This is a genomic window from Lysobacter sp. F60174L2 (assembly GCF_052547135.1).
In genome coordinates, this window is record NZ_JBQWRA010000002.1 from 361,397 (window position 1) to 374,190 (window position 12,794).

Below are 12,794 nucleotides of genomic sequence, written 5' to 3' on the forward strand. Positions count from 1 at the left end.
AACCACGACATGAACCAAGCCGCCAACGCGCCCGACGACAATTTCAGCCAGTCCGAACTCGACAAGTTCGGCGCGCTCGCGCAGCGCTGGTGGGACCCGGCGGGTCCGCAGAAGGCATTGCACGCGCTGAATCCCGCGCGGCTGGGCTACGTCGCCAGCCGGGCGTCGCTGGCGGGCGCCGAGGCGCTCGATGTCGGCTGCGGTGGCGGGTTGCTGAGCGAGGCGCTGGCGACCGCGGGCGCCCGGGTTACCGCGCTGGACCTGGCGCCCGAGTTGGTCAAGGTCGCCAGGCTGCATCGGCTGGAAAGCGGCGTCGAGGTCGATTACCGGCTGCAGTCGGTCGAGTCGCTGGCGCTGGAGCGCCCGGGGAGTTTCGACGTCGTCACCTGCATGGAAATGCTGGAGCACGTGCCCGACCCGGGGTCGATCATCGACGCCTGCGCGGCGCTGCTGAAACCGGGCGGCCAGCTGTTCGTGTCGACCCTCAACCGCACTCCGGCCGCGTTCGCGCTGGCGGTGGTCGGTGCCGAGTACGTCGCCCGCCTGCTGCCCAAGGGCACCCACCAGTACCGCGACTTCATCAAGCCGTCGGAACTGGCGGCCTGGTTGCGTGCCGCCGGCCTGCAACTGGACGACGTCAGCGGGCTGATGTACGAGCCGTGGCGCAACACGGCCCGGATCATCGGCCGGACCGACGTCAACTATCTCGCGTGTGCGCGCAAACCGGGGCAGGCGGGATGAGCCGTCCGTTCCCCAGGGCCGTGCTGTTCGATCTCGACGGCACCCTGCTCGACAGCGCGCCCGACCTGCTTGCCGCGATAAACAACGCGCGTGCCGCCCGCGGCATGCCGCCGATGTTGCTGGCCGAGCTGCGACCACATGTCTCCAAGGGCGCGCGGGCGATGGTCGCGGCGGCGTTCCCGGAGGTCGATGCCGCCGAGCGCGACAGCTGGATCCCGTCGTTCCTCGACCACTACCAGGCCGAGCTGGGTCGCCATTGCGCGCCGTTCGAAGGTGTCGAGGCGATGCTGGCCGCGCTGGAGGCGTCCGGCTGCATCTGGGGCATCGTCACCAACAAGCCCGAATACCTGGCCGCGGCGCTGGTGCCGATGCTGGGCTGGCAGGACCGCTGCGCCGTGCTGATCGGTGGCGACACCCTCGCGGCGCGCAAGCCCGATCCGCTACCGTTACTGGTGGCCGCCGAGCGCATCGGCGTCGCCCCGGGCGATTGCATCTATGTCGGCGATGACGAGCGCGACATCGTCGCCGCGCGCGCCGCCGGCATGCCGTCGGTGGTGGCGCTGTGGGGCTACCGGCTGTCCAGCGACGACCCGGCGGCATGGCAGGGCGACGTGATGATCGAGCAGCCCGCGCAGTTGTGCGAAGCGGCCGCATGGCCCGCGTGCAATGCTTGACCCGCTGGCTCCCGACGATCGGGCCGCGACGGCGCGGCCGGATGCCGGTGGCGATGCGCTGGCCGACTTCATCGACAAGTGGCGCGTGCGCTGGGCGGAATGGACGGTGGCCGAGGTGTTCGTTCCCGCCGCGCAGCGCGAGGCCGCGCTCGCCTGGGCGACGCTGCAGCAGGAGCTGACCGATGCTGCGTGGGGCGGCAACGACCCGCGTCCGGGCGAGGCCAAGCTGGGCTGGTGGCAGGAGGAGCTGGCGGGGTGGGGCAGGGGCGCACGTCGCCATCCGCTCGGCACCGTGTTGCAGCGCCGTCCGGCCGCTTGGGCGATGTTGGCCGCGTCCCTGCCATCGCTGCGCGCAAGCCGCGAGCGGCCGGCCAGCGTCGACGAGGCGTTCGCCGCGGTGGCCCCGTTCGCCGAGGCGGTGGCGCGGATCGATGCGGGACTTTTCGGCGAATCCACCGATACACCGGTCGATCCGGCCGAGGTGCGGCGGGTCGCGGCGGGCCTGCTGCAGTCGAGGATGCTCAAGGCGGACGGCCAGGCGGAGGCGGATTCCGCCGCAGGGGTGCCGTTGGCCGTGCTCGCGCGTGCCGGCGACGCCGATCCGCGACCGGTCTGGGCCGCGCAACTGCATCGGCAATGGCCGCCCGGTCGCCCGGGGACGCGACCGCGCCGGATCTGGCTGGCATTGGCGCGTGCCCGGCTGGGCCAGGCCGATCCGGCCCGCCCGCAGGCCGCCTGGAAGGCGTTGCTGACGGCCTGGCGCGCCGCCCGCCGCTGACGCGCAACGGCGGCACGGGTTCCCGCGATGCAGCGTTCCAGCCGTACAGCCGGCTGCACCGGCCCTGGCCGGTAGAATGGCGGCGTTGCAACTCCCCGCGACGCCCCCATTTCTTCCCACGTGACCACGAATCCCAACGCCCCCCGCCGCCTGCCCGATGTAGCCTCCGATGCCGCCGCCATGGCGCGGCCGCTGGACTGGGTCGGCATGTCCAACATCGCCCTGCCGTTGCGGGTCGCGACGGCCGGCGGTGAGCCCATCCAGGTCGCCGCCTCGGTCGATGTCTCGGTCAACCTGGTCGACGCCGACGCCCGCGGCATCCACATGTCGCGGCTGTACCTCGAGCTGCAGACCGCGTTCGCCAGCGAGACGGTGACCCCCGCCGGCCTGCGCCGGGTGCTGCAGACCCTGGTCGAGACCCAGGCCGGGCTGTCGACCGCCGCACGGCTGGTCCTGCGCTACGAGCAGATGTTGCTGCGCCCGGCGCTGGCCAGCGCCAATGCCGGCTGGAAGCGTTACCCGGTCGAGATCGACGCCAGTCTGGTCGATGGCCACCTGCAGGTCGCGCTGCGCTTCTCGGTCGAATATTCCAGCACCTGCCCGGCCTCGGCGGCGCTGTCGCGACAGCTCAATGCCGACCGTTTCGCCGAGGATTTCGCCGATGCGCGGCCGCTGTCCAGTGCGGTCCACGAATGGCTGGCGTCCGAGCGTGGCCTGGCTGCGACCCCGCACGCCCAGCGCAGCCGCGCCGATGTCCGCGTCCAGTTGCGCCCCGCATTCGATGAACTGCCGCTCACCGCATTGATCGACGCCCTGGAGACGGTGCTCGCGACCCCGGTGCAGACCGCGGTCAAGCGCGAGGACGAGCAGGCCTTCGCGCGCCTCAACGCGGCCAACCTGATGTTCTGCGAGGACGCCTCGCGGCGGGTTGCGGCCGCGCTCTCGGCCGATCCGCGGATCGAGCGTTTCGATGCCGAGGTCGCGCACTTCGAAAGCCTGCACGCGCACGATGCGGTGGCGCGGGTGAGCGGTACCGGCGCCAACGGCTGACGATTTCGGCATCCCTCGCCCGAGGGGGGCGGCATTGCCCCCGCTCGCCGGCTTCGCGCTATGCTTCAGCGGCTGCAAGACCGGGATGGGTATGGGGACACCCCTGCGTCGATGGATTACTGCGAGCGCGCATGCCGTGCTGCTTGCGCTCGCCTCGATCGCGGCGCTGCCATCGATTTCGTGGGCCGCTCCGCCGCCCGCGACGCTTGCCGAGGTCGCCGTGGCGCGGCTGGCCTCCGATCCGGTGCCGGCACGCGTCGTTGCCGGTGACTTCGCCAGCGACTTCATCACCCAGCCGGGCGCCGTGATCCGCGAGCGCGACCGCGCGCCCCGCTGGTGGCGCATCACGGTCGATCGCGCGGTGCCGGCGGAATCGCGGCCGCAACTGGTCCTGCAGTCACCGCACTTGGCCCGGGTGGAAGCCTGGACGCCGGGTCACCCGATGCCGATCCGGCGATCGATCATGGGGCCGGATGCCGACCCGGGGTATTCCACCCGCGCGCTGGTGATCCCGCTGGACGACGGACTCGAAGCCGGCGCCTCGTTGTGGCTGCGCGTGCATTCCCCCTCGACAGCGCCGATGCCGGTCTCGATCGAGTCGCTGGCGCAAGTGCATCGCGCCGACCTGCTCCACGTCGCATGGCGCACCATGATCCTGGTCAGCCTGCTGCTGCTGGCGTTGCTGGCGCTCGGGTTCTGGCTGGGTATCGGTGAACGCAGTTACGCCTACCTTCTGCTGACCCTGCTGGCGCAGGCCGCGTTCTTTGCGACCACCGGCGGCGAGGTGCGGATGCTGCCCGGCGTCGCGACGCTTATCCAGAACGACCCGAGGATCCCGCTGCTGCTGGGGCTGTTGGGTGCGCTGTGCAGCCTGGTATTCCTGATCCACTACCTCGACCTGCGGGCCCGGCAGCCGCGCACGCTGCGGGTGCTGGTGGGCTGCGGGGCGGCGTTGCTGCTGCTCGTGCTGGTATCGCTGGTGGGAACGATGGGCTGGGTGGCGGTGGTCGCCAACTCGATCCTGCTGGTCGCCGCCGTGGTGGTCCTGGTGGCGAGCCTCATCGGGTGCCTGCAACGGCAGCGCGCCGCGTACTTCGTGCTGCTGTCGTGGTTGCCGATGATCGGCCTGCTGTTCCTGCGGGTGGGCGAGCTGTCCGGCCTGTGGCCGGCGTCGACCTGGGTGGGTTATGCGTTCCCGGCGGCGTTCGTGCTGTCCGGGCTGGTGATCATGATCGGCCTCGGCGACACCCTGCAGCAGCTGCGCCGCGACCGCGACCGCGCCAGCCGGCTGGCGACATTCGATGCGTTGACCGGGGCGATGTCGCGACCGGCGATCGAGGAGCGCCTGAAGGCCGGCGTCGCCGACTCGCATCGCACCGGCATGCCGTTGTCGGTGGTGTTCTTCGACATCGACCGGTTCAAGCGGATCAACGACGACTTTGGCCATCGGGTCGGCGACAGTTGCCTGAAGATCATCGCGCTGCGCACGCGCAACCGCCTGCGCACCTACGACCTGTTTGGCCGCTGGGGTGGCGACGAGATCCTCGTGCTGCTCCCCGATACCCGCCTGGGCGAGGCCTTGGGCGTCGCGGAAAACCTGCGCTCGGCCGTCAATTGCCGGCCGCTCTCGATCGATGGCCACCTGTTCGACGCGAGCCTGAGCCTCGGGGTCGCGCAACTGGGCGAGGGCGAGACCGCCGAACAACTGCTCGAACGCGCCGATGCCGCGCTGTATTCGAGCAAGTCGGCCGGCCGCGACCGCGTCACCGCGCACAGCCGCGGTGGTCTGGCGATGGCCTGACACCGGCCCGCCCGGTCCGGATCAGGGCTGCGCCGCGTCCGACGCCTCGATCATCAGCAGCGGATCGATCCGCACCGTCAGCCAGTTCATGCCCCAGTGCAGGTGCGGGCCGGTCGCGCGCCCGGTCGCGCCCACCCGGCCGATGACTTCGCCCTGTTCGACGCTGTCGCCGACCGCCACGTCCATGCGGGACAGGTGCAGGAAGTTGGAGCTCACCCCATGCCCGTGGTCGAGCAGGATCGTGCCGCCGGTCAGGTACAGATCGTCGGCGAAGGTCACCACACCATCGGCGGGCGCCTTGACCGGGGTGCCACTGGCGGCCGCGATGTCCATGCCCGAATGCGCCGAGCCCGGCGTGCCGTTGTAGACGCGCTGGTTGCCGAAGCGGCCGCTGATCCGGCCCCGGACCGGCCAGATGAAATCCTGCGCGAACCCGGTGCGCGCGTCGTCACGGGTCCGCGCGGCGGTTACCGCGGCCTGCTCGCGGGCGATGCGCCGGGCGATCGCCGGCGGCGGATCGACGGTCTTGCCGGGCACGCCATTGACCCGTTCGACCGGCCAGTCACGCGCGGTGACCGCGATGCTCGCGGTTTCCCGGCTGCCGTCCGGCCGGGTGACCTCGACACTGACCGGGCCGGCCTCGGTGCGGGCCACGCCGAAGGCGACCGTTCCGTAGGGCGTGACCTTGAGATCGCGCCCGGCGTAGGAAACGCGGCTTCCGGCAGGGACCTTGCCGATCACCAGCGCACCCTGCTGGACCGAGGCGGGAAAGATGATGCGTCGATCCACCGCGGGCGCCGGAGTGGCCGGTCCGGCTCCACCCACCTGCGGCGCGGGAGCGGCCCGGGCAGGAAGGGATGCGGTGCCGGCGCAGGCTGTCAGCAAGCCGATGCCGGCAGCGACCAGCACGGTTCTCAACGATCGAACTCCAGCCGCTGGCCGTTGGGCGCGCCGACCAGCCGGGTGCCGTCCCACGCCAGCTGGCCGTTGACCCAGGTCGAGGCGATGCGCGAGTGGAAGGTGCGGCCTTCGAACGGCGACCAGCCGCATTTCGACAGCACGTCTTCGCGGCGCACGGTCAACGGGGTGTCGTCGATCAGCACCAGGTCGGCGGCGTAGCCTTCGCGCAGGAAACCGCGGTTTTTGACGTCGAACAATTGCGCCGGTGCGTGGGCGAACTTCTGCACCACCTGGGCGGTGGTCAGGTGGCCTTCGTGGACCAGCTCCAGCGCGGCGTTGAGCGCGTACTGCACCAGCGGCAGGCCGCTCGGCGCCTTCGTATACGGGTTCTGCTTCTCTTCCAGCAGGTGCGGGGCGTGGTCGGTGGCGAGCACGTCGATCACGTCGCCGGCGACGGCGCGGACCAGTGCCTCGCGGTCGCTGGCGTCCTTGATCGCCGGATTGCACTTGATCAGGTGGCCAAGCGCGGCGTAGTCGCTGCGGTCGAAACGCAGGAAATGGATGCAGGTCTCGGCGGTGATCTGCTTGCGGCTGCCGTCGGCACGGATCAGCGGGCCGGCTTCGAACAGCGCCAGCTCGTCGGCGGTGGAGATGTGCAGCACGTGCAGGCGGGTGCCGTGTTTGCGCGCCAGCGAGATCGCCAGTTCGGTCGACTTCTGGCAGGCCTCGCGCGAGCGGATGTCGGGGTGGCACTCGGCCGGGATGTCGTCGCCGTACTGCGCCTTGTAGCGCGCGGTGTTGGCCTCGATCATCGGGGTGTCTTCGCAGTGGGTGATGATCGGCGTCGGCACGTCTCGGAACACCGCGTCGAGCACCACCGGGTCGTCGACCAGCATGTTGCCGGTGGAGGCGCCCATGAACACCTTCACGCCCGGTGCGGTCAGCGGATCGAGTCGCTGGATGTGCTCCAGGTTGGACGTGCTGGTCCCCATGTAGAAGCCGTAGTTGCCGCGCACCCGGCCGGCGGCGCGCTGGTACTTGTTCTCCAGCGCTTCGGCATCCAGTGTCGGCGGGCTGGTGTTGGGCATGTCCATGAAGCTGGTCAGGCCGCCGGCGACCGCGGCGCCGGACTCGATCGCCATGTCGGCCTTGTATTCCATCCCCGGCTCGCGGAAGTGGACCTGGTCGTCGATCATGCCCGGCAGCAGCCGGCGGCCGGCGGCGTCGACCACGGTCTCGTTGGCGCGCGCGGACAGGCCGCTGCCGATGGCGGTGATACGGCCGTCCTCGAAGCGCAGGTCGCCGTCGAACTCGCGCCCCTCGTTGACCAGGCGGGCGTTGACGATAAGGGTGGGGGCAGAGGTCATCAGGGGTCCTTTTCGAAGATTCCGGGCGTCAGGTTGGCACGGATCACGAGGCCGGCGGGACCGGGTCGTGGCCGCCGGGGTGGAGGGGGTGGCAGCGCAGGATCCGCCGGAGCGCCAGCCAGCTGCCCTTGATCGCGCCAAAACGCGCCACCGCCTGCATGGCATACTCGGAACAGGTCGGATGGAAACGGCAGCGCGGCCCAAGCAGCGGGCTGATCCAGCGCTTGTAGCCGCGCAGCAGGGCGATGAGCAGACGGTCGATCACGGTTCCTTGAAGGGAAGATGCGCCATGATGGGACGTTGGATGTGGCGCGCTCGTGCACATTCCGGCCTGGGTCGGGGCAGGCGGCCCGGCAGACCCGCGTGAAACCTAGCGGACGTTTGCCGTCGCGGTTGCTGCAAGTGTCCGGGCAGGGTATAACAGCGCGCTTTCCCGTCACAAGGGAATGAAAAAAGGATACGCCGACCGTGGCAGCCAAGAAAACCGCCAAGAAGGCCAGCAAGGCCATCAAGAAGACCGTCAAGCCGGCCGCCAAGGGGGCCGCTGCGAAGAAGCCCGTTGCCGGCAAGCCGGCGGCGCGCAAGGCGGTTGCCAAAAAGCCGGTCGCGAAAAAGCCGGCCGTGGCCGCCAAGTCGGTTGCGAAGAAGCCGGCGGCCAAGAAGGTTGCCGCGGGCAAGGCAGCCGCGAAGAAGGCCCCGGTCAAGAAGGCTCCGGCAAAGAAGGCTCCCGCGAAGAAGGTCGCCACCGCGAAGCCGGCCGCGAAGACCGTCCAGAAGGCGGCTCCCAAAAAGACCGCGCCGGTCCGGAAAGCGGCTGCGCCAGCCAAGGCGGCTTCAAAGTCGACCGTGGCCAAGGCCGCGTCCAAGAAATCCCCGGTCAGGAAGACGGCTGCCAAGGCGCCGGCTTCTTCCCCCGCAACTTCATCCCTAACCAAGGCTGCCAAGGCACCGGCTTCGCAGAAGCCCGCCGTCGGCAAGCCCGCTTCGGCTCCGGCCAAGCGACCGATCGGCAAGGTTGCCGTCGCAGTCGCGGCCAAGCCGCAAGCACCCGCACCGCGAGGAAAAGTAAAAGTCGTGCCGTACAAGACAGAAAAAGGTGGTCGTCCGATCGTTCCCGCTGGTTACAAGCCGGGCCCGGACGAGGAATACATGAGCCCGTTGCAACTGGAATATTTCCGCCAGCGCCTGCTGAAGTGGCGCGAGGACCTGGTCGAGGAGTCCAAGCAGACGATCGAGAACCTCAAGGAAGAAGTGCGTGACGTCGGCGACGAGGCCGAGCGCGCGACCCGCGAGACCGAGAACTCGCTTGAGCTGCGTACCCGTGACCGCTACCGCAAGCTGATCAGCAAGATCGACAGCACGCTGAAGCGGGTCGACAGCGGTGACTACGGTTTCTGCGTGGACACCGGCGAGGACATCGGCCTGGAGCGCCTCGAGGCGCGCCTCACCGCCGAGCGTACGATCGACGCGCAGGAGCGCTGGGAGCACCTGCAGCGCCAGATGGGCGACTGATCGTCGCTGCGGTCGCACCCCTGAAAACCCCGCGGTCACTCGCGGGGTTTTTCATGGCCAGGTTACGGCCCTTGTAGGAGCGACGTAAGTCGCGACCCGCCGAGCGCTTGAGAGGATGTACAGGTCGCGACTCACGTCGCTCCTACAGAAACCGGAGTGTCAATCGAGGTCGCGCAGGTCGAGCCGCCGCAACTTCGGCGTCAGCTTCGCGGTGATGCCCACCGTCGCCAGCGTCATGAACCCGCCGAACACAACCGACGGCACCAGCCCCAGCAGGCGCGCGGCGACGCCCGATTCGAACGCGCCCAGCTCGTTGGAAGAACCGATGAATATGCCGTTGATCGACGCGACCCGTCCGCGCATGTGGTCCGGCGTGGCCAGTTGCACGATGGTCGAGCGGATCACCACCGAGATGCTGTCGAACGCACCCGACAGCAGCAGCATCGCCGCCGACAGCCACATCCATTGCGACAGGCCGAAGCCGACGATGCACAGGCCGAACGCGCCGACGGCGCCGAACAGCAGCGGCCCGGCGTGGCGTTGCGGTGGGTGGCGCGCAAGCCACAGGCTCATCAGCACCGCACCGGCAGCGGGCGCCGCGCGCAGCAGGCCGAGTGCATCCGGCCCGGCCTCGAATATGTCGCTGACGAATGCGGGCAGCATCGCCACCGCGCCACCGAACAGCACCGCAAACATGTCCAGCGCCAGTGCGCCGAACACGACCTGGGTATTGCGGACGAAGCGCAGCCCCTCGCCGATGCTCTTGAACACGGGCTCGCGCTGCAGCGGCAGGGGTGGTTCGGTGACCTGCAGGGCGACGACGACCGCCGCCGCGATCCCCGCGAATGCCGCCGCGACCAGATAGGTCGCGGTGGTGCCGATGGCGGCGATCAGCAATCCGCCCAACGCAGGCCCCAGCACCATCCCGGTCTGCATCACGGCCGCACCGATGCTGGAGCCGCGGACATACTCGTCGCGCTTGAGCACGCGCGCGAACAGCGACATGTAGACCGGGCTGAGGAATGCCCGGACCACGCCGTTCAACGCGATCGCGGCATAGATGGTGAAGGCCTGCATGCCGCCGACGCCCGCCGGCAGCAGTCCGGCGGCAACCGCGGCGAGGATCAACGTCGTCCCGCCCAGCCCGAGGCACGCCACCATCCCGACCTTGCGCCGCGGCAGGTGGTCCACCGCATATCCCGCGAACAGGGCGCATGCGATGTAGGGCCCCACCTCGGCCAGGCCGACCAGGCCGAGCGCGAACGGGTCGGCGGTGAGCTGGTAGATGTGCCAGCCGACCGTCACCGCGACGATCTGCGCGGAGAACATCGACAGCAGCCGGTAAGTCAGCAGGGCGATGAACCCCGGGTTGCGCAACAGCACCCGGACGCCCGGCATCGGCGCGCTCACAGGCGGTTTCGGGCCTGGTCGCGGATGAATGCCAGCAGCGCCGCCAAGCCGTTGCTGCGGGTCGGCGAGAGGTGTTTGGCCAAGCCGATGTCGGCGATGTAGTCGGCGTCGGTATCGGCGATCTCGGCAGCGCTGCGGCCGGAATAGACGCGCAGTGCGAGGTAGACCAGGCCGGAGACGATCGCCGAGTCGCTGATCGCGTGGAAGTCGAGTTTGCCGGCGTCACCTTCGGCGACGATCCAGACCATCGACTGGCACCCGTGCAGGCGGTGCTCTTCGGTCTTCCACTCCGCCGGCAGGTCGGGCAGCTTGCGGCCGAGGTCGATCAGGTACTGGTAGCGCTCCGACCAGTCGCTGAAGAACGCGAACTCCTCGCGGATCGCGGCCTGCGCCTCGGCGGCGGTGGGTTCAAGCGGGAACGGGGTATCAGTCACTGCATCACTCTTCGTTGCTTCTGGCCCCTTCTCCCGCTTGCGGGAGAAGGCCGGGATGAGGGCGCTCCTACGCGCGTTTCCAACGTACACCCGCCGGCGTGTCTTCCAGCAGGATGCCGTCAGCGGCGAGTTGCTCGCGGATCGCATCGGCGCGGGTGAAATCGCGGGCTTGCTTGGCGGCGTGGCGCTCGTCGACCAGTGCCTGGATCCGCGCGTCGTCGCCGCTGCCGGCGCCGCGGGCGAACCAGGTCGCCGGGTCCTGCTGCAACAGTCCCAGCGCCAGGCCGGCGCCGAGCAGTTCGGCCTTGAGCCGGGCCTTGTCCGCAACCGAGTCGGCCTTGCGCGCCTCGCCACCGATCCGGGCGATCTCGGCCAGCGCCTGCGGCGTGTTGAGGTCGTCGTCGAGAATCGTTTCGATGGCGCCCGGGATGACGGCGCTGGCGTCGACATCGGCCAGGTCGCGCAGGGTTCCGTACAGCCGGTCCAGGGTTCGCACGCTCTGCTCGATCAACGCGTCCGACCAGTCCAGCGGCTGCCGGTAGTGCGCCGACAGCAGCGCGTAGCGCAGGGCTTCCGGCGGATGCTTGCGCACCAGGTCGTGCACCTTCTCGATGTTGCCCAGCGACTTGGACATCTTGGCGCCGCCGAAATTGAGCATGCCGTTGTGCAGCCACCAGCGCGCGAACGGCTTGCCGCCGTGGGCGCATTCACTCTGGGCGATCTCGTTCTCGTGGTGCGGGAACTGCAGGTCGACGCCGCCGGCATGGATGTCGATGGTCTCGCCCAGGTGCGCGGCGGCCATTGCCGAGCACTCGATGTGCCAGCCCGGGCGACCGCGACCCCACGGCGAATCCCAGCCGGGCAGGTCGTCGGTCGACGGCTTCCACAGCACGAAATCGCCGGGGTCGCGCTTGTACGGCGCCACGTCGACCCGGGCGCCGGCCAGCATGTCCTCGGTATCGCGCCGCGACAGCTTGCCGTAGCCATCGAAACTGGCGACCGAGAACAGCACGTGGCCCTCGGCCGCGTAGGCGTGGCCGGAGTCGATGAGGCGCTCGATCATCGCGATGATCTCGCCGATATGGCCGGTCGCCTCCGGCTCGATGTCCGGCGGCGTGATGCCCAGCGCCGCCATGTCCTCGCGGTAGGCGGCGGCGAAGCGGTCGGTGATCGCCGTGATCGGCACCCCCTGTTCGCGGGCGGCGGCATTGATCTTGTCGTCGACGTCGGTGATGTTGCGGGCGTAGGCGAGGGCGCCGAAGCGCCGGCGCAGCAGCTCGGCCAGTACCCCGAAAACCACCGGCCCGCGGGCGTTGCCGATGTGCACGTAGTTGTAGACGGTCGGGCCGCAGACATACATGGTCACGCGGGCCGGATCGGCGGGGACGAAGGTTTCGACCCGGCGGGTCAGGCTGTTGTATAGATGCAGGCTCATGGGGGCGTTGCGAGGGTTTGCGACATTCTAGCGGCCCGCCGCACACCGCGGCGGGCGCCGCGGCCTGCGGGGGCACGACAGCGAGGATTCAGCCCATCCACCCGCCGCCCGCATACACTTCGTCGATACGCCTGCCGAGCCTCCGATTTGATGACCCGCCTCGCCCTGTCGCTGCCGTTGATGCTGTCTGCCCTGTGGGCATTCCCGGCGATGGCGCAGGAAACCACGGTGATCCAGGCCGAGAACGTCCGCTTCGCCTACGCCCAGGTGCTCCGCGTGACCCCGGTCTACCAGACCCTGACCGCGACCAGCGTCGAGCAGCGCTGCGACCAGTCGCCGCGTCCGGAAGAGGAGGCGTCGGGGCTGTCGCGGGTGGTCGGCGCGGTCAAGGACGCTTTGAGCCGCAAACCCGAGGAAGTGCCGGAAAACTGCGTGGCCGTGCCCGTGGAGCGCGAGTTCCACCGGCCGATCGCCTACGACGTCGACTACGTCTACAAGGGCTCGAAGTACCGTTCGCGCCTGCCCGACGACCCCGGCAACCGCCTGCGCATCCGGATCGGGGTGACCCCGGTGGTCACCGGGTCGCGCAGCCATTGAGCGACATTGCCGATAATCATTTGCCGTGGCGCCCGCCACGTGCGAGCATCCGTTCCCTGATGACCCAGTTCCGCGCCGACGCCGACATCCTGACC

Annotated in this window: 13 protein-coding genes; 7 read left to right on the forward strand and 6 right to left on the reverse strand. The window is 69.5% G+C overall.

Features of this window, described 5'->3' with window-relative positions; all coding sequences use genetic code 11:
* Positions 1–9 precede the first annotated feature (9 nt).
* The 5 genes from ubiG (at position 10) to ACT9AS_RS06800 (ending at position 5,044) form a co-directional block, all read left to right on the forward strand.
* Entirely contained in the window at positions 10–741 is a 732-nt protein-coding gene (gene ubiG / locus ACT9AS_RS06780; RefSeq protein ID WP_445099354.1) for a bifunctional 2-polyprenyl-6-hydroxyphenol methylase/3-demethylubiquinol 3-O-methyltransferase UbiG, read from the forward strand.
* Positions 738–1,415, forward strand: coding sequence for a phosphoglycolate phosphatase (locus tag ACT9AS_RS06785; RefSeq protein WP_445099355.1), 678 nt, complete (start codon positions 738–740; stop codon positions 1,413–1,415). The genes ubiG and ACT9AS_RS06785 overlap by 4 nt, the downstream gene beginning before the upstream one ends.
* Positions 1,408–2,193, forward strand: a complete 786-nt coding sequence (locus ACT9AS_RS06790) for a phytoene/squalene synthase family protein (protein ID WP_445099356.1) — start codon at positions 1,408–1,410, stop codon at positions 2,191–2,193. The genes ACT9AS_RS06785 and ACT9AS_RS06790 overlap by 8 nt, the downstream gene beginning before the upstream one ends.
* 120 nt (positions 2,194–2,313) lie before the next feature.
* Positions 2,314–3,243, forward strand: a complete 930-nt coding sequence (folE2, locus tag ACT9AS_RS06795) for a GTP cyclohydrolase FolE2 (RefSeq protein ID WP_445099357.1) — start codon at positions 2,314–2,316, stop codon at positions 3,241–3,243.
* A 136-nt stretch (positions 3,244–3,379) separates the two neighbouring features.
* The gene (locus ACT9AS_RS06800; RefSeq protein WP_445099358.1) at positions 3,380–5,044 is read left to right on the forward strand and encodes a diguanylate cyclase; all 1,665 of its coding nucleotides are present in this window, start codon (positions 3,380–3,382) and stop codon (positions 5,042–5,044) included.
* Positions 5,045–5,065: 21 nt separating this feature from the next.
* Here ACT9AS_RS06800 and ACT9AS_RS06805 read toward each other — a convergent pair whose 3' ends face one another.
* The 3 genes from ACT9AS_RS06805 to yidD form a co-directional block, all read right to left on the reverse strand.
* Entirely contained in the window at positions 5,066–5,869 is an 804-nt protein-coding gene (locus ACT9AS_RS06805; protein WP_445099787.1) for a peptidoglycan DD-metalloendopeptidase family protein, read from the reverse strand.
* An 89-nt stretch (positions 5,870–5,958) separates the two neighbouring features.
* Positions 5,959–7,311 carry a dihydroorotase gene (locus ACT9AS_RS06810; protein ID WP_445099359.1) on the reverse strand — a complete coding sequence of 451 codons (1,353 nt, stop codon included), beginning with the start codon at positions 7,309–7,311 and terminating at the stop codon, positions 5,959–5,961.
* 43 nt (positions 7,312–7,354) lie between these two features.
* Positions 7,355–7,636, reverse strand: a complete 282-nt coding sequence (gene yidD, locus ACT9AS_RS06815; protein ID WP_445099360.1) for a membrane protein insertion efficiency factor YidD — start codon at positions 7,634–7,636, stop codon at positions 7,355–7,357.
* A 143-nt stretch (positions 7,637–7,779) separates the two neighbouring features.
* On the opposite strand from yidD, the gene dksA reads away from it, so the two are divergent.
* Positions 7,780–8,823 (forward strand): RNA polymerase-binding protein DksA, encoded by a 1,044-nt coding sequence (gene dksA / locus ACT9AS_RS06820; RefSeq protein ID WP_445099361.1) that lies wholly within the window; start codon positions 7,780–7,782, stop codon positions 8,821–8,823.
* Positions 8,824–8,982: 159 nt separating this feature from the next.
* Here dksA and ACT9AS_RS06825 read toward each other — a convergent pair whose 3' ends face one another.
* The 3 genes from ACT9AS_RS06825 to cysS form a co-directional block, all read right to left on the reverse strand.
* Positions 8,983–10,221 carry an MFS transporter gene (locus tag ACT9AS_RS06825; RefSeq protein WP_445099788.1) on the reverse strand — a complete coding sequence of 413 codons (1,239 nt, stop codon included), beginning with the start codon at positions 10,219–10,221 and terminating at the stop codon, positions 8,983–8,985.
* An 8-nt stretch (positions 10,222–10,229) separates the two neighbouring features.
* On the reverse strand, positions 10,230–10,667 hold the full coding sequence (locus ACT9AS_RS06830; protein WP_445099362.1) for a SufE family protein: 438 nt from the start codon (positions 10,665–10,667) through the stop codon (positions 10,230–10,232).
* Positions 10,668–10,734: 67 nt separating this feature from the next.
* Complete coding sequence (gene cysS / locus ACT9AS_RS06835; RefSeq protein WP_445099363.1) at positions 10,735–12,102, reverse strand: cysteine--tRNA ligase; 1,368 nt, start codon at positions 12,100–12,102, stop codon at positions 10,735–10,737.
* 150 nt (positions 12,103–12,252) lie between these two features.
* On the opposite strand from cysS, the gene ACT9AS_RS06840 reads away from it, so the two are divergent.
* Positions 12,253–12,699 carry a hypothetical protein gene (locus ACT9AS_RS06840; RefSeq protein ID WP_445099364.1) on the forward strand — a complete coding sequence of 149 codons (447 nt, stop codon included), beginning with the start codon at positions 12,253–12,255 and terminating at the stop codon, positions 12,697–12,699.
* The last annotated feature ends 95 nt before the right edge of the window (positions 12,700–12,794 follow it).

Bases quoted from the DNA above. Each gene is read 5' to 3' on its own strand.
- ubiG (WP_445099354.1), top strand. From the start codon at position 10: ATGAACCAAGCCGCCAACGCGCCCGACGACAATTTCAGCCAGTCCGAA.
- ACT9AS_RS06785 (WP_445099355.1), top strand. From the start codon at position 738: ATGAGCCGTCCGTTCCCCAGGGCCGTGCTGTTCGATCTCGACGGCACC.
- ACT9AS_RS06790 (WP_445099356.1), top strand. From the start codon at position 1,408: ATGCTTGACCCGCTGGCTCCCGACGATCGGGCCGCGACGGCGCGGCCG.
- ACT9AS_RS06810 (WP_445099359.1), bottom strand. From the start codon at position 7,311: ATGACCTCTGCCCCCACCCTTATCGTCAACGCCCGCCTGGTCAACGAG.
- yidD (WP_445099360.1), bottom strand. From the start codon at position 7,636: ATGTGCACGAGCGCGCCACATCCAACGTCCCATCATGGCGCATCTTCC.
- ACT9AS_RS06825 (WP_445099788.1), bottom strand. From the start codon at position 10,221: ATGCCGGGCGTCCGGGTGCTGTTGCGCAACCCGGGGTTCATCGCCCTG.
- cysS (WP_445099363.1), bottom strand. From the start codon at position 12,102: ATGAGCCTGCATCTATACAACAGCCTGACCCGCCGGGTCGAAACCTTC.
- ACT9AS_RS06840 (WP_445099364.1), top strand. From the start codon at position 12,253: ATGACCCGCCTCGCCCTGTCGCTGCCGTTGATGCTGTCTGCCCTGTGG.